At 37.9% G+C, this 22,295-nt stretch carries 16 protein-coding genes; 9 read left to right on the forward strand and 7 right to left on the reverse strand.

Annotated elements, in window-relative coordinates:
• The first annotated feature begins 40 nt into the window (after window positions 1–40).
• From ASE92_RS14985 to ASE92_RS15005, 5 genes are all read left to right on the forward strand, one after another.
• Window positions 41–1,381 (forward strand): TolC family protein, encoded by a 1,341-nt coding sequence (locus ASE92_RS14985; RefSeq protein ID WP_056850935.1) that lies wholly within the window; start codon window positions 41–43, stop codon window positions 1,379–1,381.
• Between the two features lie 2 nt (window positions 1,382–1,383).
• On the forward strand, window positions 1,384–2,448 hold the full coding sequence (locus ASE92_RS14990) for an efflux RND transporter periplasmic adaptor subunit (protein WP_056850936.1): 1,065 nt from the start codon (window positions 1,384–1,386) through the stop codon (window positions 2,446–2,448).
• Window positions 2,449–2,544: 96 nt separating this feature from the next.
• Window positions 2,545–5,721, forward strand: coding sequence for an efflux RND transporter permease subunit (locus tag ASE92_RS14995; protein ID WP_056850937.1), 3,177 nt, complete (start codon window positions 2,545–2,547; stop codon window positions 5,719–5,721).
• A gap of 247 nt (window positions 5,722–5,968) precedes the next feature.
• A complete protein-coding gene (locus tag ASE92_RS15000) occupies window positions 5,969–6,787 on the forward strand; it encodes a hypothetical protein (protein ID WP_235527374.1) in 819 nt (272 codons plus the stop codon).
• 39 nt (window positions 6,788–6,826) lie between these two features.
• Window positions 6,827–7,069, forward strand: a complete 243-nt coding sequence (locus tag ASE92_RS15005) for a hypothetical protein (protein ID WP_056850939.1) — start codon at window positions 6,827–6,829, stop codon at window positions 7,067–7,069.
• 302 nt (window positions 7,070–7,371) lie between these two features.
• Here ASE92_RS15005 and ASE92_RS15010 read toward each other — a convergent pair whose 3' ends face one another.
• The 6 genes from ASE92_RS15010 to ASE92_RS15040 all read right to left on the reverse strand — a co-directional run bounded on the left by ASE92_RS15010 (window position 7,372) and on the right by ASE92_RS15040 (window position 15,320).
• Window positions 7,372–8,574, reverse strand: coding sequence for an MFS transporter (locus ASE92_RS15010; RefSeq protein WP_056851206.1), 1,203 nt, complete (start codon window positions 8,572–8,574; stop codon window positions 7,372–7,374).
• 183 nt (window positions 8,575–8,757) lie between these two features.
• Window positions 8,758–10,287: a choice-of-anchor I family protein gene (locus ASE92_RS15015; protein ID WP_056850940.1), complete on the reverse strand. Its 1,530-nt coding sequence runs from the start codon at window positions 10,285–10,287 to the stop codon at window positions 8,758–8,760.
• A 464-nt stretch (window positions 10,288–10,751) separates the two neighbouring features.
• A complete protein-coding gene (gene lpdA, locus ASE92_RS15020; protein WP_056850941.1) occupies window positions 10,752–12,158 on the reverse strand; it encodes a dihydrolipoyl dehydrogenase in 1,407 nt (468 codons plus the stop codon).
• A gap of 196 nt (window positions 12,159–12,354) precedes the next feature.
• A complete protein-coding gene (locus ASE92_RS15025; RefSeq protein WP_056850942.1) occupies window positions 12,355–13,020 on the reverse strand; it encodes an HAD family phosphatase in 666 nt (221 codons plus the stop codon).
• 137 nt (window positions 13,021–13,157) lie between these two features.
• Window positions 13,158–14,195 (reverse strand): esterase-like activity of phytase family protein, encoded by a 1,038-nt coding sequence (locus tag ASE92_RS15030; protein ID WP_157255760.1) that lies wholly within the window; start codon window positions 14,193–14,195, stop codon window positions 13,158–13,160.
• A gap of 225 nt (window positions 14,196–14,420) precedes the next feature.
• On the reverse strand, window positions 14,421–15,320 hold the full coding sequence (locus ASE92_RS15040; RefSeq protein WP_056850945.1) for a DUF6515 family protein: 900 nt from the start codon (window positions 15,318–15,320) through the stop codon (window positions 14,421–14,423).
• A 191-nt stretch (window positions 15,321–15,511) separates the two neighbouring features.
• On the opposite strand from ASE92_RS15040, the gene ASE92_RS15045 reads away from it, so the two are divergent.
• From ASE92_RS15045 to ASE92_RS15060, 4 genes are all read left to right on the forward strand, one after another.
• A complete protein-coding gene (locus tag ASE92_RS15045) occupies window positions 15,512–17,380 on the forward strand; it encodes a CocE/NonD family hydrolase (RefSeq protein WP_157255761.1) in 1,869 nt (622 codons plus the stop codon).
• A 286-nt stretch (window positions 17,381–17,666) separates the two neighbouring features.
• The gene (locus ASE92_RS15050) at window positions 17,667–19,319 is read left to right on the forward strand and encodes a M1 family metallopeptidase (RefSeq protein ID WP_056850946.1); all 1,653 of its coding nucleotides are present in this window, start codon (window positions 17,667–17,669) and stop codon (window positions 19,317–19,319) included.
• Between the two features lie 300 nt (window positions 19,320–19,619).
• A complete protein-coding gene (locus tag ASE92_RS15055; protein WP_056850947.1) occupies window positions 19,620–20,351 on the forward strand; it encodes a head GIN domain-containing protein in 732 nt (243 codons plus the stop codon).
• Between the two features lie 309 nt (window positions 20,352–20,660).
• Window positions 20,661–21,173 carry an STM3941 family protein gene (locus ASE92_RS15060; RefSeq protein ID WP_056850948.1) on the forward strand — a complete coding sequence of 171 codons (513 nt, stop codon included), beginning with the start codon at window positions 20,661–20,663 and terminating at the stop codon, window positions 21,171–21,173.
• Between the two features lie 151 nt (window positions 21,174–21,324).
• Here ASE92_RS15060 and ASE92_RS15065 read toward each other — a convergent pair whose 3' ends face one another.
• Window positions 21,325–22,215 (reverse strand): hypothetical protein, encoded by an 891-nt coding sequence (locus ASE92_RS15065; protein WP_056850949.1) that lies wholly within the window; start codon window positions 22,213–22,215, stop codon window positions 21,325–21,327.
• Window positions 22,216–22,295: the final 80 nt, after the last annotated feature.

Here is a 22,295-nt window from a genome sequence, read left to right on the forward strand (position 1 = left end):
ATACTAAAAATAAGAACCCAAAAAACAAAATCAATATATTATGCTTAGAGTAAAAATGGTAAAATTAATGCTCATCCTGTTAATAGGCATGGCTTTACCTGAACTGGTAACTGCACAACAGCAAGTTACCTTAAAAGATGCGCTAACCTATGCGCTTCAAAACAATGCCCGTGTTCGCAAATCGAAACTCGACATTGAAGGTGGACGATATAAGGTACAAGAAGTAAGGGCACAGGCTTTACCTCAACTTACTGGTACTGCTGGCTTAACTTACAATCCAATCATTGGGCAATTGGTCGCCGATTTTGGCGGTCAGGCACAAGCTATTAAGTTAGGACAAAACTGGAATTCTAATGCTGGCGTACAGCTTTCGCAACAATTGTTTAATCAACAGGTTTTTACAGGTTTGCAAGCGGCACGCTCCAGCGAAGAATATTACAACCTCACCTCACAGTTAACCGAAGAACAAATAATTGAATTGGTTGCCAATAACTATTATCAGGTTTTGGTGAACAGACAGCAATTAAATGTACTGGATACCAACATCAAAAATGTTAAAACAGTTGAGAAAGTAATCTCTAACCAGTTTAAAAATGGTTTGGCACGAAAAATCGACGTAGACCGGATCAGCGTAAATTTAACCAACTTAAATACTCAAAGAGAGCAAGTGGTTAACGCGATTGTTCAATTGGAAAACCAGCTAAAATTTTCTATGGGGATGCCGGTAAGCACACCTATCCAATTACCAGTAACTGAGTTAACACAGGTTACACAGTTGCCGGTTTTTACTGATTCAGTTGATTTGGCAAATAGAACAGAGGTTAGATTACTCAACACGCAAGATAAACTACTTAGCTTACAGCGTAAAGCTTACCTGGCAGAATATTATCCATCGTTGGCGTTAACAGGCAACTACACTTATTCTAGTCAGAGTGATGGATTCGATTTTTTAAGCTCGAATGCTGCAGCTATTGGCTACGGAGCATCGGCGATAGGTTTAACTTTACGTGTTCCAATTTTTAACGGTTTTTTAACGCGTTCAAAAGTTCGCCAGGCAAATGTTGAAATTTTGAAAGCCAAGGAAGACAGAAAGGAATCAGTAAACTCGCTGAACCTGGCCTACGAAAATGCTAAAATTCAACTTCGCAACAACTTGAATACCATTAATTCACAACGTAAAAACGTAGAGTTGGCTCAAGAGATTTACAAAAGCACTCAAAATAACTATAACAACGGGTTGGCTTCTTTAACTGATTTATTGGACACAGAAAATTCACTTACATCATCTCAAAACAGTTATACCCAGGCTTTATTAAACTATAAAATAGCCGAAATACAATTAATAAAATCAAACGGAAATATTAAATCGCTAGTACAATAAAAATGAAAAGAATAATTATCATCATTGTTGTAGTTATTGTTGCCCTTGGCGCAATTGCTTATGTTTTAACAAACAACAAGAAAAAGGCAGAAGAAACGACAGCATTTATCGCGAAGGGCAGCGGCGCTGTTGCTGTTAAAACCGCTACAGTTGAGCGTAAAGAAATTAACCTGGATTTTACGGTGAATGGTACTTTTGCGGCTAATCAAGAATTAAACTTCATGGCTGAAAACTCTGGTCGTGTAAGCAAAATTTTTGTAGAAGAAGGTAGTCGTGTAAGCAAAGGAACAGTATTGGCTAGAATTGATGCTGAGATTTTAAATACGGATAGAGAAACTGCCGAAGCTACTTATCAAAATGCACAGAAAGACTTACAACGTTATGAAAGCTCTTTCAAAACAGGTGGTGTAACTCAACAGCAGGTAGATCAGGCACGTTTAACTGCTCAAAATGCTAAAATTCGTTTACAGCAACAACAACGTAAGTTAAATGATGCTAACATTAGATCATCAATTAACGGTATCGTAAACAAGAAAATGATCGAAGTTGGCGCTGTTGTAGCACCAGGCACTCAATTATTCGAATTGGTAGATGTTTCAAAGTTAAAGTTGAAAGTAAACGTTAACGAAAGCCAGGTGGCTAACTTAAAAATCGGCGATGCAGTTCAAATACAATCGTCTGTTTTTCCACAGGATAAATTTACCGGTAAAGTAACCTTCATTGCTGCTAAAGCTGACGAAACTTTAAACTTTCCTATCGAAGTAGAAGTAACAAACAATGTTAAAAATAGTTTAAGAGCCGGTATGTATGGTTCAGCGGTTTTTAAATTCCCTAAACAGGCGCCCGCTATTTTGGTACCGCGTACAGCTTTCGTTGGTAGCGTAAGCAGTAACGAAGTATATATTTTAGATAAAGCTAAAAATACCGCTCAAACCCGTAAAGTAGTTTCAGGACGTATTTTGGGTGAAAACGTAGAGGTGATAGATGGCTTAAAAGAAGGTGAAACGGTAATTACCAGTGGCCAAATTAACTTAAACGAAGGCACACCAGTTACGGTTATTAAGTAAAACGTCGAAAGTAAAAAGTAGAAAGCTCCGAGCCTAAACGCTTGGCGCTAAACCGGCCAGCTAATCGCTGTACGCCAAACGCAATACCAAGAAAGAATGAAAATCACTGACATATCAATAAAAAGACCTTCATTGGTTATTGTGGTATTTACCGCACTAACACTGATGGGTTTATTGAGTTATTTCTCGTTGGGATACGAACTTTTACCAAAGTTCTCTTCTAACGTAGTATCTATCTCAACTATCTACCCTGGTGCTTCACCTAATGAGGTAGAAAGTACCGTTACCAAAAAAATTGAGGATGCGGTTTCCTCAATGGAAAATATCAAAAAAATCAATGCCAACTCTTATGAGAGTTTATCTGTGGTAATTATTACCCTTACCGATAAAGCGGAGATTGATATTGCCTTAAATGATGCACAAAGAAAGGTAAATGCAATTTTAGCCGATTTACCGGATGATGTAAAACAACCATCATTAAGTAAGTTCTCTTTAGATGACTTTCCGGTAATCACGATGTCTGCATCAGGCAACATGGACGATATTTCGTTCTACGATTTGATGGACAAACGTATTGCACCAATTATTTCGCGTGTACCAGGTGTGGCACAGGTAAACTTAATTGGTGGTTCTGAGCGTGAAATTAAAGTAGCAATGGATGCAAAAAAACTGCAAGGTTACGGCTTATCAGTTCCTGCAATTCAGCAAGCTATTTTATCTTCTAACTTAGATTTCCCTACCGGAAGTGTTAAAACAAGAGCGCAAGACATTTTGGTTCGTTTATCTGGTAAATACGCCAGTGTAGAAGACATGCGTAACCTAGTGGTGAGTACCAGTAAAGATGGTGCCCAAATTCGCTTAGGTGATATTGCCGACGTTCAGGATACGCAGAAGGAAACAGAAAAAATTGCCCGTATTAACCGAGCCAACTCTATTGCGGTTCAAATTATTAAACAAAGTGATGCCAACGCGGTAACGGTAAGTGAGGGTACAAAGCAAACCATCGAAAAACTTAAAGCCGATTACAAAAATGTTGGTTTAGATATTAAAATTGTAAACGATAGTTCGGTCTATACGCTAGAATCGGCCGATGCGGTAATTCACGATTTAATGCTTGCTGTTGTGCTGGTAGCAATTGTAATGCTTTTCTTCTTACACAGTTTGCGTAACGCTGTAATCGTAATGATTTCGATTCCGGCATCGTTAATTGCAACATTTATTGGTATTGCTTTATTCGGTTATACCTTGAATTTAATGTCGTTATTGGGTCTATCCCTCGTGGTAGGTATCCTGGTCGATGATGCGATTGTGGTTTTGGAGAACATTCAGCGCCACATGGAGATGGGTAAAAACAGGGTTAGAGCAGCTTCTGATGCAACCCGTGAAATTGGTTTTACCGTAGTTTCCATCACGTTTGTAATCGTGGTGGTGTTCTTCCCGATTGCGGTAAGTACCGGTATGGTGGCCAACATTTTACGTCAGTTCTGTGTGGTGGTAATCATTTCAACATTGCTTTCGTTGGTAGCATCATTTACAATCGTACCATTAATTTTCTCTCGTTTTGGTAAATTAGAACGTATTGAAGGAAAAAATATCTTCGGAAAATTCATCCTTTGGTTTGAAAAACAATTGCGCAAGTTTACCCAGTGGATTACCAATCTTTTGGAATGGACGTTAAAGCACAAGGCGCTTACCTTGGTCATGATGGTGGTATTGTTCTTCTCATCATGTGGTTTATTAGCAGGTGGATACATTGGTTTTGAGTTTTTCCCTAAATCAGATAAAGGCGAGTTCTTATTACAAATAGAAATGCCTAAAGATGTTTCTTTGGAACAAACCAACTTCTACACGCAAAAAGCTGAGGATTATTTAAGCAAACAGAAAGATGTAATTCAAACCATTGCTACGGTTGGTCAATCGAGTGAAGGTATGGGCGCAAGTCAATCTACGGCTTATAAATCCGAAATCAACGTAAAATTAAAGGAGAAAGAAGAGAGAGGAAATGTTTCTTCGGATATCATTTCCACTACTTACACCCGCGAATTAGAGAAAGTATTGGTAGGTGCCAAAATTAAAACCGTTCCGATTGGTATTTTGGGAACTGCCGATGATGCACCAATCCAATTGGTGGTAATGGGTTCTGAGTTGGATAGCGTTTTAGCTTTTGCACAAAAGGCACAAAATGTTCTTGCAAAAATTCCTGGAGCTACACAAACTAAATTATCAGTAGAAAAAGGAACGCCAGAGATCAACGTAAAGGTAGATCGTGATAAAATGTCGGCTTTGGGCCTTACGCTGCAAACAGTAGGTGCAACCATGCAAACTGCCTTTGCGGGTAATACCGACGGTAAATTTCGTCAGGGAGAATATGAGTACGATATCAACATTCAATATCAAGATTTCGACAGAAAAGATATTGATGATGTTCGTAACCTAATCTTCACTAACCAGGCCGGCCAACAAATCAAGCTTTCGCAGTTTGCCGATATTAAAGAAGGTTCTGGCCCAAGTTTACTAGAGCGTTTAAATAAATCGACTTCGGTAACGGTAAAAGCCCAAACTGTTGGTGTACCAACGGGTACAGTTGTTACCAACTTCCAAACCGAGCTGGATAAATTGAAAAAACCAGCCGGAATCAGCTTCTATTGGGCGGGTGACCAAGAAAATCAAAGTGAAGGATTTGGTACTTTAGGTATTGCCTTACTTGCAGCGATTGTATTGGTTTATCTAATCATGGTGGCCTTATACGATAGTTTTGTTTATCCGTTGGTAGTAATGTTCTCTTTACCGCTAGCCTTGATTGGTGCCTTGCTTGCCCTGGCTTTAACCAATAACGCATTGGGTATCTTCACTATTTTAGGTTTCATTATGCTGATGGGTTTGGTGGCAAAGAATGCGATTATCCTCGTCGATTTTACCAACCAAATGAAAGCACAAGGAAAGTCTACTCACGAGGCTCTTATCTTAGCTAACCATGCCCGTTTACGCCCGATTTTGATGACAACCATTGCCATGGTAATTGGTATGTTGCCTATCGCGTTGGCCAGTGGCGCAGGTGCCGATTGGAAAAACGGTTTGGCTTGGGTTATTATCGGTGGTTTAACGAGTTCGCTCTTCTTAACATTGGTCGTTGTACCTGTGATGTATCAAATTTTCGACAATATGTTGCACAAATTTGGTTATGATAAAAAGGGTCAAACTATTGATGATTTAATGGTTGAGCCTTACGATCACAAAGATGTAAATGAATATGATTTAGATCACGGTCATTAAAATATTAATTCATCCACATTAACAATCAATCAGGTCGCCTCCCAAAGGCGACCTTTTTTTGGCTAATAATTTTTAGGAAAGGTGCTTCACTTTGTCATCGGATCGTGCAGTCGGGCTGTTCGTTAAATCTTTTAGTAAAAGGCAGTTCAATTTTTAAGTTTGTACCACTAAAAATATATCACTTCCATCCCGTTTAGGTACAAAAGCAGTACAAAAACCAACTTTTCAAACAAAATATTAGGCAACATTGTATATTAGTAATATGTTTAAAGTTGCTTTAACTCTCATTTTAATCATCGCTTCACTGTTAGCAAATGCTCAACATCCCCCTGTTTTTCCAGCGATGACAACAGATTCATCATTTATTAAAATTGCCGATCTCAATATCAATTTAGTTAAATACTCATACAAGCCTAATGGAGTAAAGTTTCTGGTGGTTCATGATAATGAAGATACTGGCGTAAAGGCTGGTTTTGATTATATTCGCTGGAGTGGTGGGGAGCTAATTGATAGCCAGTACGGTGGTGTACGTGATTATGTTTTCACTCACATGGACGATCAATATCGAATAGATCCAAATGCAATTTATACGCAGCGGGGTGTAAATAGCAGACTTAAAAAGGATTATTTTAGCTCTAACGAGGTAGAAAAACTAATTCTGGATGCGGGTAAGCAAATTGTTGATTTTTACGATCCAAAATCAACTGGCTACATTTTAACATTACACAACAATGCTGATGGTGGTTTTGGCATTTCTTCTTATTTGCCTGGCTATGATTTATCCAGCACAGCTGATTCTGTATTTATAAATTTTGAAATGGATGGAGATGATTTACTTTACGTAACTGAACCAAGATTATTTACAAGCCTGAAGAAAGCCAATGTGAATGTGATATTGCAATCGAAATTTGCTGAAAATGATGGATCACTTTCCGTATACGCCATGCAAAATAGCATTCCTTATATTAATGTAGAGGTGCAACACGGCCATCAATATGAAAACCTAAGGTTGATTGAATTGGCGATCGCTACGTTGAGGGAATTTTATCTCGTTAAGAAAGAATAGAGCATATCAATTGCAGTTAATTTTCATTAAATTTGATTTATGGGCATACTTGTTAGTGTAAAAAATCAGCAAGAGGAAAAAGTTTTGATTGCTTTTTTAGAAAGTTTAAATTATAAGTATCAATCGGGAGTTGAAGATAAAGCTGATGATATGGAGAGCGACTTTGCTAATCAATATAATGAGGAGATAAATCAAGCCGACACACAAATTGCTAAAGGTGAATTCATTTTACATGAAGATGTGGAAGCATATTTTGCAAAAAGGCGTAATTCAAACACATGAGAATAAAGTGGAATAAACTTGCAATTATTCAACTTTTAAATATTATTCAATACCTGGAAGACAACAATCTTTTAGATTACGCAATCAAGATAGAAAAACAAATTTTATCATAAATAAGATCTTTACCAGTCAACTTCGATGTTTACCAAACAGATCGTTTAAAACGAAATAATGATAGAAGTTTCTATGCAGTTGAAATTGACGGCTATAGAATATCATTTAGGAAACTAGATCAGGAAATTAGAATACTAAGGATTAGACATTCGGCAAGAAGACCGTTTACCAGATAAATACTCTATGATCTACTCAATAGCTTTTATCTTTGTTACCAAAAAACTCACTAATAACCCAAACACCCCAATTACGGCATACGAGTATTGAAGGCTGGACAATGCTGAAATATAACCAATGAGGGGAGGTCCCATCAAAAAGCCTAAGTAACTCACACTAGAAACCATCGCGATAGCCATACCCGCCGACATTTTCCCATTTTTGCCGGCAACGCTGTAAACTGTAGGAACGATACTCGATACACCTATACCAACTAACATAAAACCGATAGTTGCTGGAATAATATAAGGCAGGAATACAGAAAGAAACATCCCAGAAGATATAATTAAACCACTGATTTGAATGGTTTTTTTTCGTCCTAGGCTAGCAATAATTCGATCACCCACAAACCTCCCGGTGGCCATCATGACCATAAAAGAAGCGTAACCTAAAATTACTAAAGAAGATGGTGCTTTAACGATTTCCTTGAAATAAACCCCGCTCCAATCGAACATGGCACCTTCTGTGGCCATGCTACAAAAACCAATAATTCCTAGCTGTAAAAGAACGCCTTCAGGCTTTACAAAAAGCTTTCCTTTCCGTTCAGTTCTCGTTCCTTTGCCAGGAACCAAGTGTTTATAATTTAAGAATACGTTTATAAAAATTAAAGCGACAATAATCCAGAAATGATGATAAGGAACAATATGGAGATTAACCATTAATAAACCAACCAATGCCCCAGTGAAACCTGCAATACTCCAGGCGCCGTGAAAAGATGTCATAATAGGGCGACCAAATAATTTTTCTGCTTCTGAACCTTGTGTATTTACCGCAATATTGCACATATTTCCTATTACACCAAAGAGAAAGAGAAATGCGGCTAAGTGCCAGGAAGCCGTAGCCAGCCCCAGATTACTTAAGGCCAAAACATATAAGGGAGCCGTGATGGTCAAAATAGTTTTACTGCCATATTTGGTTACCAACCCACCTGAAATTGGCATAGTAACCAATTGCCCCAACGGAAGCGCCAACAAAATACTGCCAAGTTCGCCATCTGATAAATTTAAGCTGTGTTTGATATCAGGAATTCTACTCGCCCAGGAGGCAAATGCAATACCTTGGCCAAAATAAAACAATGAAACCGCTAACCGAATCCGGTTTGGAGAACTTTGGATTTGAACGGTTTTAACTTCTGCCTGATTTAAAACTTCCTGATGCGTACTATTCTCTTCCAAAACTTGATTTTTAATATCCGGGGATCTGGCTGCAAAGTTCCTCAAATCAAATGGCAATTAAAAGATGTATTTATCATTTTAACTTAATAAAACCAAGTGGTATAATTATTTTAATTCGAGCCTACGGTTAAAAATAAAAAAACCGCCAAAAAGGCGGTTTTAAATTATTGGTAGAAATGATATTTATATTCTATTCGGCTGGAAAAATTTTACTACACCATCGCCCTCGCTGGCAACAATAAGTAAACTTCTTCCATTCGGACTATCTTTTGGTTTTACAAATAATAAACCTTCCGGGGCATCTCCTGTACCAAACAATTGAACAAATTTAGGAGCAGATGGTGTGCTCACATCATAAACTGCAATCATATCTACTCTTTCCATACCGATAAAAGCCAGGGTTTTGCCGTTTACTTCTGCCACTGTAACACCTTCAACTTCCACTCCTTTGTTATCCGATCGGGTATCATCGTATTTGCCAGCATCGATAACCCGCTGTTCCAAATCTTTACCTACGTTGGCAATTAGTGCACCCGTATTTGCATTAATAATGCTCATGCTTCTTCCGCCAGTAGCATAAAGTTCATCGTAATCTCCATCCCCGTCAGTATCGCCAAAGGCTTTCGTTACCGTTAATCTACCCAGGTTTGCATCTAGTTGCAAAGTTGCCGCTGTAGGAAATTTTGTTGGATCTAACTTTAAACTTTTCACTCTTGCTTCTTCATCGTAACCTTTCCATGCTCTCGTATCACCTTCATTCGCTAATGCCAGATAAGATGTACCGCCAGTGCTGAAGTACGAAATGGCATCTGGTAAATAGAATGCTTTAATTGGCCAGTTTTCCAACTGAATCTTCTTTCCGCTTTTTTCGTCGTCGCTTACATCCCAGGCATTTTCGGCCAAGCTTATATCTCTTGTTCCTAGCGGAGTAATTTTAGTAATCGTTCCGGCAATGATATCAACTTCGGCAACACCATTATTTTCCTGCAAGGTTACATAAGCTTTCTTCGAATCGGAACTTACTGCAATGTATTCCGGTTCAATATCTTGAGCAAAACTTGCTTTCGGACCATATATTCTAAAACCGCCCGCCACCAAAGTTGCTCTTTGCGATTCGAAAGCTGAGAAATCTAAAGTTTTAACTGAATAATTATCTTTGATATTAATCACTGATACCGTCCCTATTGGATCTACAGTATATTCATCATTGGGTTCGCCTTCATTTGCAGAAAGAATATAGTTTCCATCAGGGCTAAATGTTACCATATCGGGCATGGCGCCAACAGTCACTTTTTTTACTTCTGACAAATCTGATGTTTTCAATATTGCTACATCTCCATTGCCTTGCTTACTTGCTCCATCTAAAGCTATAGCCAATAAGCCATTGCTCACGGCAACACTATTAATCCCTGCGTTATTGGCATATAAAAGTGTTTTTATTTTGGTCACTGTAGGATAACTGGCTAAATCCAATACCTCAACTTTAGCACCACCGTCGTTGCTCACCACAAAAAGCTTCTTAGTTGAAGGATCGTAAGCGGTGATTTCTGCTGCGGTTTCGCCGCCCAAATCTACTGAGGCTGTTTCCTTAAAACTCGCAATATCTTCGGCCACAATCGGCTCTCCTGTATCTACCGGTTCTGTTGTTTTTTTACAGGCGCTTAAAGCAATCGTTGCAACCAATAAGGCAACGAAAAGTTTTTTACAATTCATGGTTTATTTAATATCTGAACCGCAAAAATAAATTTGAACAACGCTGTTTTTCAGTCGGTACTTGTTATCATTTTGTTAAGGAATTGAGGGAGCTTAGGGCATGGAGTTTGAAGCTTGGAGTTTAGAGTTTGGGGTTTGGAGTTCAGAGCATAACGTTTAGCGCAAGGAACGAATACACGGGCGCATAACTTTGTATGATATGCTATGGGTTTTGCATGAGGGATAGCAGTGGAAATCCTTTTTGTTGTTATCCTGAGCGTCGTCGGAGGACAATAAAAAGATTTGAACGAATAGCCCGACCCTTGCGTAGCTTGGGGCATGCCCGAAATTTTAAAAAATCTTTGAGAGATCTCCATATTTCAATGAAAATGACGATAATTAAAAAATCAGTTTCACAAAAAAAGCCGATAATTTCTTATCGGCTTCGTTATATCATTGATCTGTGAAGACACAGACCAAGACAATTAAATATGTATCGCTCTGTTTTCAGTTGCAGCCATTGCTGCTTCTTTCAATGCCTCGGTATAAGTTGGGTGAGCGTGGCAAGTACGGGCGATATCTTCAGCAGAAGCTCGGAATTCCATTGCAATAACTGCCTCAGCAATCATATCCGCAGCACGTGGACCGATCATATGTACACCTAAAACTTCATCTGTTGCGGCATCAGCCAAAACCTTGATAAAACCATCGGTATCCATGCTGGCTTTCGCACGTCCGCTTGCTTTAAATGGAAATGAGCCTGCTTTATATTTTGTACCTTTTTCTTTCAATTGCTCTTCTGTTAAACCAACAGATGCAACTTCTGGCCAGGTATAAACAACGCCTGGAATGAGGTTATAATTGATGTGTGGTTTTTGTCCGGCAATTGTTTCAGCTACATAAATTCCTTCATCTTCTGCTTTGTGGGCCAACATAGCGCCCGTAATTACATCGCCAATGGCATAAACACCTGGTACCGAAGTTTCTAAATGCTCGTTTACCGGAACTTTCTTACCTCTTTCTTCAATAGTGATTCCAATTTTATCTAAGCCTAAACCTTCAGTGTAAGCTGTACGGCCAACCGCTACAATACAATAATCGGCGTCTAAAGAAATAGTTTCGCCTTTTGGATTTTCAGCAGTTACCGTAACCGTTTTACCCTTTGTGGTTGCGCCGGTAACTTTATGGCCCATGTAAAATTCCATGCCTAAGTTTTTCTTCAATACACGTTGAAGTTCTTTACCCAAACTTGCATCCATGGTTGCAATAATAGTTGGCAAAAATTCAACCACAGAAACTTTTGTGCCTAAACGGGCATAAACCGAACCTAATTCTAAACCAATAACTCCACCTCCAATAACCACCATCGATTTTGGAACTTCTTTAATATTTAAAGCCTCAGTTGAGGTAATGATACGTTTTTTATCAATTGGCAAAAATGGTAACGTAGTAGGTTTTGAACCCGTTGCTATAATTACGTTTTTGGCTGTTAATGTTTCAGTAGAACCATCTGTCTTAGTGATTAAAACAGTATTTTTATCTACAAATGAACCCAAACCTTCGTACGAATCAATTTTGTTTTTCTTGAATAAATAAGTGATCCCGGCAGTATTCTGTGCAACAACATCGTCTTTACGAGCGATCATTTGGGGCATATTTACTTTCAGGTTTTTTAAATCGATACCATGAGTGGTAAAAGTATGAGCAGCGTTGTGGTAATGCTCTGAAGAATCTAACAAAGCTTTCGATGGAATACAACCAACGTTAAGGCAAGTACCTCCAAAAGTTTTGTATTTTTCTATAACGGCAGTTTTTAACCCTAACTGAGCACAACGGATTGCGCCAACATAACCGCCCGGCCCTGAACCGATAACAACGACATCGTATTGCATAATTTCTTGAGAATTTTGATTAATCAAAGGTAGGGAAAAAGGCGGAAAGCTGAAAGTCAAAAGCGCTAACCTGCAATGGAAAAAGCACAATTTTACAATGAAAAAGGATTGATATTGAAATATCTAACCTTGTTTTAATCTGTGTAGCCTTAAGATGGTTTAGGCTACTACGCGCTGCGTTTAAAAGCTTAAGACACTACAAAATTCCATGCTCCAGGATATAAGTTTTCACGTGAGCGAAATTTAAAAATAGTTGGTCGGCAATTTTTAATTTTTGGTGAGCCCTAACATTATTTTGCACTGCATAGGTCATTATTCCAGCTGCCATTGCCGATTTTACACCATTTATAGTATCTTCAAATACAATACATTCGTCTTTCTGGAGCCCCAGTTTTTGAACGCAAATATTGTAACTTTCAGGATCAGGCTTGCTTTTCGTTACATCGGTTCTTGTGACAAATAATGTAAAATATTTAGCCAATCCATTTCTCGCAAAAACCGCATCTACATCTATTTTCGGGCTTGCAGTAACCACGGCCAGGGTAAATCCCTTATCGTAAAAATACTGAACAAAATCTAGTGCAAATGGCATTAGGGCAATATCTTTTGTTCTAAATCCATCGAAGGTGAGTTGCTCTCTTCGCTTTATAAAATCATCCAGATCTGCATCTATTTTATACTTGCTGATAATCGTTTTTGCATTTTGAGGCAAAGGAATACCAGCATAATTGCTCAGCCAATCCTTGAAATCAAGCACCACATGATATGGGGAAAGAAACTCATTCCAACAATCAAAGTGAAACTTTTCGGAATCAATTAATGTTCCATCTAAATCAAATAGCAGCGCTTTTATTTTACTCATATTTTTTAAAGTTTATCAACCAGATTTTCCTTCTGGATGATTACACAGATTAATAGATTTCAAAGATTAAAATTGTTTTTCCGCCTGGCATCTAACTTCCGCCTCGGATTTTCGAATCTAACCTACGGACTTTCAGATTACCTGATCACTTCAAATAAAAAAAATTGTTGAACTTGTGCTTTACCAAAATTGTTATCTACACAGAAAATTAATGTATTATTTCCATTTGGCAATTTCGGCCCAAAAGTAATCCCTTCAATATTATCAATATGCATATTCAAAGAATCGAAATCGAAAAGCAGTTTTTTATTTAATGGTTTAGGCGGATTAGCAATAAAAGATGGGTTGTTGATTACATTTTCAGCGCCATCCAAATCAACCAAATAGAGTTTTACAAAAGAGTGATCATCGCGTCCTTTTGCCCACGCTCTTTCCATCACCAATAGCGTATGATTATTTATAGTCAGAATTTCAGAAATACCATTCAAATTCCAATCACTTTCTGCTGTCGGCTTAATTGGCAAAGCATCTAATCTGTATGCATATTGTGCTGTATTTTGTTTTTTATCTACATCAAATTTCACAATTCTTGTTAAGGCTCGATCAAATTCGAAATGCGACTGCTCACCGTCTTGATATAAGGGTTCCTCTAAACTGGCATATAAAGTTTTGAAATTATCTGCATAGGCTAAACCTTCAAAAAAGGCATTTTTACGAACGCCGTAATGCTGTTTGGTGATGTGAAAACCTGCAGGAAGCGGAATGGTATCTACATATTTTCCTGTTGTAGAAATGAATGTTAGTGCAGGCTGAACAATAGTTGTGTCCGTTTTTCTGTAAAGTCGTTCGCCCTCGTTGCTCCAAACAAAAGTTTGTTTTATCGGGTTATAGCGAACCGACTCTCCATCAGCTTTTGAATTTTTACCGTATTGATATTTCGGATATTGCGTTCCATCTTTTTGCAGGATAAAGGTAACTCCTGTTAACCTAACCGTATCTATTTTACTTTCTTTGATATCAATTTCTGCGGTGTAAATTCTCGCTGGACTAAACTGCGATGGATCGTCGCTAATCAGATAATATTGATTGTTTTTTGTGTCATAATCAATACCGGATAAACCACCCACCAATGTATTCTGGAAAGTTCCATTAAGCGGCATAATGTATTCGCTCAAAAATTTTAGGGATGAAATCGAATTTTCCTTATTTCTATCAACAACATTTTTTGTTGTGGAACACGAAGAAAACAATAGGATAGCAACAAAATTGAAAAGGGAGATTTTCGAGAATATTTTTTTCAAATCGAAATGTTTTGGTGGCAAAAGTATAGAATTTGATGAAATAAATAAGCCGTTCCAATTTAATATTGAAACGGCTAAATTTTTTATCCCATGAATGGTTTAAAACAACTTGCCAATGATGCGATAAGAAATCTTATCTCCATCGATAACTTCTTCGTAATAAACATCGGTAGGAGAAACAAAATACTTCTCATTTTTAATGGTTACCTCTCTACATCCATCTGGCAACTGTGTAATAATTTCGCCTATTTGATGGGTATCAACCGGGCCATCAGTTGTATTTAACACGCCATCTTTTCCAGCAACAATATAAACCGTAGCGCCATCTGCATTTTGGCCCTGAGTATAGTAAACACCTTTATATTCATAGTAGTCTACCCCATCAATAGTGACCAGGTTTGCATCTTGTGGCAAGCTTGGTACTTCTGCTCCAACTGGTGGTACTACTACTTCATATTGGTTATTATTTTGCTGATAAAATAATCCCCCGGAATAATAAAACTGGTTCGGACCATAATTAAACGGGTAATAACCATATGGTAAAACGCCAATTCTAAAACCTAAAAACGGCCTGTAAAAATTATAATAGCTGTAATATGGTCGATAGTATGGTCTTCGAAAACCTGGGCGATACCCATAACCCGGCCGGTAATTTCCACCTGGGCGAAATCCTGGTCTGTTATAACCTGGTCTGTTGTAACTATACCCAGAGCGTTCAGGCCTGCCTGAATTGGAGCGACCAAATCCTAGATCTATTGACGTGTTTGAACCTCTATTTGGAACCTGCGACATCCTATTATTTGATGGAGCCTGCATAGAAGGCTGCCTCGATATACTACCTCTTGATGGTGAAACGGAGCTTGACCTACCGCCTCCAGCACTTGATGAACCCCCGCTACTTCTACTTGGGCGTTGAGCTGAAACACTTTCGACAGTCAAAGTTGTCATCATCGCTACCGCAGCCAAAATAACTATTCCTTTATTTAATAACCTTTTCATGTTTGTTTAAATTAATCATAAATATGACGAGTAAAGCATTCGAAAGATTAGTCGTTAACATTATTTAACTAAATTCTGATGGAGCAATGACGATCGCCTCTAAGGCAGCTAACAAACCTTTTACGGGATGTTTTTTCTAATCAATTTCTAATCACCTATATTTAAATTTTATTACTAAAAACCAAACCTGAATGAACTTTTCAAGATTTTTAAGTCTCCTATTTTGTTTGTTTATTTCCACTCCACTATGGGCTCAGCAACCTGATTCGGCTTATGTTAGAGAAAACTACACTAAAATAGAACGTCAAATACCCATGCGAGATGGAGTTAAACTCTTCACTTCCATTTACATACCCAAAAATCAATCCAAAAAATATCCATTTTTGATTAACCGAACGCCTTACACAGTTGCTCCATATGGTGCCAATAATTATAAAATAAGCCTGGGAAATTTCCCTGCTATGGCTCGTGAGGGCTTTATCTTCGTTTTTCAGGATGTACGCGGACGTTGGATGAGTGAAGGTACTTTTGAAGATATTCGGCCACAAACTAACAAAAAAGGTAAAACGGCTATTGATGAAAGTACCGATACCTATGATACCATAGATTGGTTAATAAAAAACGTGAAAGACAATAATGGCAAAGCAGGGATTTATGGAATTTCTTATCCTGGATTTTATTCCACTACTTCCCTACCAAATGCGCACCCAGCTTTGAAAGCTGTTTCGCCACAAGCACCCGTTACCGATTGGTTTATGGGTGATGATTTTCACCACCGTGGCACCTTGTTTTTAATGGACGCTTTCAGTTTCATGAGTAGCTTCGGTGTTCCACGTCCAAAACCGATTACGCCAGATAAAGGGCCAAAAGGTTTCCAATTCCCTATTCAGGATAACTATCGCTTCTATTTGGAATCAGGCTCGGTAAAGAACTTAAAGGAAAAGTATTTTGCTGATAGCATTAAATTTTGGAATGATTTATTTAAACACCCAAACTTAGATACCTTTTGGAAAGTACGATTGATTACTCCGCACTTAAAAAATGTTAAACCAGCTGTGATGGTGGTTGGTGGTTTCTTCGATGCCGAAGATGCTTATGGAACTTTCGACACTTACAAAGCCATTGAAAAACAAAATCCAGGAGCTACCAATATTCTTGTGGCTGGGCCGTGGTTTCATGGAGGCTGGGTACGAGGTGATGGTTCATCTTTTGGCGATATTCAGTTCGGAGCTAAAACAAGTATCGATTATCAACAAGAGTTTGAACTTCCTTTTTTTAAACACTACCTAAAAGATGAAGGAGATTTTAACGCTGCCGAAGCAAACATTTTTGTAACGGGATCTAACCAATGGAAAAAATTTGCAAGCTGGCCACCTCAAGAGATTGAAACTAAAAATTTATACCTGCAACCTAACGGAAAATTGAGCTTTGAAAAAGTAGGCAGAACCGATAGCTGGGACGAATATGTGAGCGATCCGAATAATCCTGTACCTTATCAGGATGGCGTTCAGGCAAGAAGAACCCGAGAATACATGATCGATGATCAACGTTTCGCTGCCAGAAGACCTGATGTAAAAACATACCAAACAGATGCTTTAGCGGAAGACATTACCCTAACAGGACCAGTGTTGGCGAACCTGGTCGTTTCTACTACAGGAACAGACGCTGACTATGTGGTTAAATTAATTGATGTTTATCCGGAGGATGAACCAAACCCGAATCCGAATCCTAAAAACATTATTATGGGAGGATATGAAATGCTGGTTCGTGGTGAGATTATGCGTGGCAAATACCGCAACAGTTTCGAAAAACCCGAAGCCTTTACTCCTGGTGCTATTACTAAAGTAAATTATCCATTGCCAGATGTGGCACATACTTTCAAGAAAGGACACAAAATCATGATTCAAATTCAGAATTCATGGTTTCCTTTAGCTGATCGTAATCCACAAAAATTCATGGATATCTACCAGGCAGAACCAGGCGACTTTCAAAAAGCAACACACAAAATTTATCATGATGTAAAAAACAGTTCGTTTATAACGGTTTCAGTTTTGAAGTAAACATGTAATAAACCACCCCCAACCCCTCCTTGAAAATAAGGAGGGGAGCCCCGTTCTTTAGCCGACAACAATACCATTAAACACAACGTAATCAGCCTTTTGATAAAAGCACAACATAATTAAACTTCACCTATCCAACTCCCCTCCTATTTTAGGAATGGCTGGGGGTGGTAAATATAGTATCCAAGCCAACACAGAACTTTAATAAATAGGCAATAGATTAAACTCCCACTGCCCAACTCCCCTCCTATTTTAGGAGGACAAAGGGGTGGTAAATAAATCATCAATGAAAAAACTACTTACCCTTCTCTCCATTGCACTAAGCATTGCAAGCGCAAATGCCCAAATGCTTGGCAAAAATCAAGTAAACTCAAGAGCCGATAGTTTACGTGGAACGCTTACACCCTTACGAACTTGTTACGATATTAATTATTACCACTTGGATGTGAAAATTGATATCGACCAAAAATCAGTTGCAGGAAGCAATGAATTTGCTTTCACCGCTACGCAGGATTTTAACAAGCTGCAATTTGATCTTTTCGATAATCTGAAGGTTGAAAAAGTAGTTTATAATAACTCAGCATTAAAATTTTCAAGAGAATATAATGCGGTTTTTTTAATCTTCCCTAAAACAATTAAAAAAGGAAGCAAAGACAGATTTACCGTTTTTTATTCTGGGAACCCGAGGGTAGCTAAAAATGCCCCATGGGATGGTGGCTTTATCTTTAAGAAAGATTCTGCAGGAAATCCGTTCGTTTCCGTAGCGTGTCAGGGTTTAGGAGCCAGTGTTTGGTGGCCAAATAAAGATCATCAAAGCGATGAAGTGGATAGCATGCTCATTAGCATCAGCGTACCCAATACACTGCAAGAAATATCAAATGGCCGATTAAAAAATACGGTTGACAAGGCTGATGGTTACAAACAGTACAACTGGTTTGTTAGCAACCCGATTAACAATTATGATGTAAGTTTCTATATCGGAAAATACGCCCATTGGAAAGATAGTTATGATGGCGAAAACGGAAAATTATCGATTGATTATTGGGCACTCCAGGTGGATAGCGCAAAAGCCCGTCCACACTGGGATGCTGACGTAAAACCGATGTTAAAATGCTTCGAGTACTGGTTTGGGCCCTATCCTTGGTATAAGGATGGCTACAAATTGGTTCAGGCACCACACTTGGGCATGGAGCACCAGAGCGCTGTGGCATATGGAAATCAATTTAAAAAAGGCTATTTAGGTCGAGATTTAAGCGGAACAGGGCATGGTTTAAAATGGGATTTTATTACCGTACACGAAAGTGGCCATGAATGGTTTGGAAATAATATTACCACTAAAGATCTTGCAGACATGTGGGTGCATGAAGGCTTTACTAATTACTCTGAAACGCTGTTTACAGAATGTACTGATAGTAAGGCATCGGGTAGCGAATATCTAATTGGTATCCGTAAAGGAATTAGCAATGATATTCCAATTATTGGCCCGTATGGCGTAAATAAGGAAGGCTCGGGCGATATGTACCCAAAAGGTGCAAATCTTATTCACAACATCCGTCAGTTAATTAATAATGATGAAAAGTTCAGACAGATTTTACGTGGCTTAAATAAAACTTTCTACCACCAAACGGTAACTACAGCGCAAATAGAGGACTACATTGCTCAGCAAAGTGGATTGAAATTAGATAAAGTTTTCGATCAATATCTTCGCCACACTAACATACCATTACTGGAATATAAAATTCAAAACGGAATACTTTCTTACCGTTGGATAACGGATGTTAAAGGTTTTGACATGCCGGTTCGCGTAACCCTAAAAGATGGGGTTTATAGTTTGATTAAACCAACTAATAATTGGAAAACTATAAAAGTTGATACCAGCATTACTGCCGAAAACTTCAAAAACGATCCTGCATTTTATATTAATATTAAAAAAGGATAGCCAGAATTGAAAGGTATCCAAAACAAAGCCCATTGCATAACGCATTGGGCTTTGTTGTAAATAGATGGTAACAACCCTGCGATTAATAACCAGAAATAAATTTAATCGAGGTTTCATTATCGTGTTGCGATAACAATAATTAGAATCATTTTTAATGCCTATAGGCCAACTACTCACACAGAAAATTGAATTAGTTTTAATAAGCTATGCAACTTTTTGATAAAATGATCGTCTTATAAGAAAAACGTATTCATCAACCGATTGAGGCCATCTCAATTGGCTATAAAACCTTTATCAAAAATGAAAAGAATATTTGCCCTATTATTCGCCGCATTTACCTTAATAACAGGTATCAGCGCAATTGCCAAAGAACAAATTAATATCAAATCAACAAAGCTTAATGATGATGAAAGAGAGGTTAGCAATTTCAATGGCATCGCTTCCGCCGGACCGATAAATGTTGTGGTTACCTTCGGCAGCAAAGAAAGTTGCCGTTTAGAAGGCGATGCTGAAGCGATATCATCGATTATCACTGAAGTGAAGGGCAATGTGTTAATTATTCGTCCTCAAAACAGCATCACTAGCTGGTCTAGAAAATATGATGGTAAAAAAATAACAGCTTACGTATCGGTGAGAGAATTGGCTAGCTTAACCATGAGTGGTTCTGGCAGCATGGTTGTAAATGGAAAAATCAGCATGACCGATTTAACCACCACCATAAGCGGTTCGGGTAGCATCAAAGCTTCGGCAGATGTTGATAAGTACAACGGAGTAATTAGCGGTTCTGGTTCACTGAACATTACAGGCAGCGCCGATCGTGCGAAGATTGTTATCAGCAGTTCAGGATCTTTTGAAGGAAAAAGTTTTGAGGTAGGTGCATTAACCACTACCATAAGTGGTTCTGGAACTGTTCACATCAAAGCAGATGAATCAATTAAAGCGTTCATCAGCGGTTCTGGAAGTTTAAGTTATTCTGGCGATGCAAGTGTTGATAAAACCATCATCGGCTCAGGTAGGGTAAGAAAAATTTAAAAAAGTATAAATATTTTAGTTCGAACGTCTCAATGAAACTTGAGACGTTTTTTTTATGGAGTGAATTTAAGATTTCATTCTCACATCACTTTGCTTCGTTCAATTATCGCTCAGCAAAATCACAAAGCTTTTTTATTACGCAATGCTTGTCAATTAATCAGACCAAGATGCCCTATTTCAGTAAGAAACCTCCTTTTCATTGTGTTCAAATTTTGTGTTCAAACATTTATATTCGTTTTATAATTACTATCAGTGGATGTTTAAATTGAATAGACATTTATTGATCGCACATCGACCAACAATAAATTAATGGTAGAAATAAAATTCAAAAAAAAGAAGTTAATAACATCAACAGTGCTGTGTCTCGCATTTATGATCTTTCTTGTCTATGCCACTATCTACGCATCGAATTCTTACAAACCCATTAGTATTTTTCTACTGCTGGTTGCTATTCATATTTTATATTTTCACAACATTAAAGCACTAAAACTATACTATAAAGGTTATTTTGGCATTAAATTGAATGAAATTGGAATTACCAACAATACTCAGGAAACCAATATTTTTATTCCTTTCGAGGAGATTGTCGAATTTAGAAATGGTTATTATCGCTCGCAAAATCAGATCTATATCGTGACGGTCCACCCTCAAAAATATAATGAAATTAAGCGAAGTACATACCTTCAGTATCTCAATAAGTTGGGAATGCTTTTTAGATCAAAACCAGATTTACTTTGGATTGATGTTAATCTGCTGGATATTACTGAAAAGGAACTGTTAAGCTTACTACGTTTGAAATTAAACAAGCTAAAAGATCAATAATCCATCAAGATTTTGTTAATCCATATTCAACTCTTTATGGCCTACAAAATTTAATATTACATGCATATTAGAAGTACAGGTAATAGTTTTATCAATTTCTAGGTAACACCAAATGCCTAAAAAGGTTTCCTTAATCTAAACACACAGTAGTTTAAAATTGAAACCCAATCACCGTTAAATTTTCTATATAATTTATTTTTTGACTAGCCTTATCAAATTCATCCCACCCTGTGGTATGTACCCGGGTTAAGTTGGTTGCACCAAATTTGGTGCTGTTTTGCAAATAAACATTTTTCCAGACATAGAATTTTAATCCAACTTTAGCCGAAATGCCATAACCTGATATGCTGAAGTGGTTATTTCTACCCAATCCGAAGAGATGAGCTTCCGTTCGTGGAACCATCAAACCAGCTCCTAAACCTGTTTCCAAAGTCAAAGAAGTGTTTCCACCTGGGGCTACCCAAATATCATCATAACGCTCTACTTCAACATTTGCATAGTTAAAGCCATCAGTATGTTCGTAGGTTAACATGCTTTCCTTCACATTGATCATTTGCCCATTATAAGTACCAGCAAGAGCACCGGTTGGGATATTTTCTGGAGTAATGTTGGAACCGATTGTACCCGTAATAGCTACCGTTTGCGGAATATCCATTACGTATTTCATGTGATCCCAGCCAATGGAAATGCTATAATTATCTTTGATGAAATAACCAACACGAATATTGTATTGGGGAACGGTGATTAAACTTGGATTTAGATAATCCCATCCTAGTCTTGATTGCCTATCGTGAGCGACAACATCGTGCAGCTTGAAATCGTAATTTGGGCCCTGGAATTGGATATCGCTTTTACCATACCAGGAATTATTATATCCCCAATGAAAATAAAAATCTCCTTTACGGGAAAAATTCCTTTTATACTCTGGATTAAATAAACTTTTGGAAGTTGGTGTACTATTAACAGAAGACGTTTTCAACTCTTGTGCTTGCATCCGCTTGCCAAACAAGAGCGCAAAAAATAAAATAGACAATTTTTTCACGCGGCAAATTGACTGAAAACCCCGACCAATTACAACACCTTTAACATTTTGTAATGAATCTCAAACAAAAAATGACTTTA

It is taken from the genome of Pedobacter sp. Leaf41 (assembly GCF_001422545.1).
GTDB lineage: Bacteria > Bacteroidota > Bacteroidia > Sphingobacteriales > Sphingobacteriaceae > Pedobacter.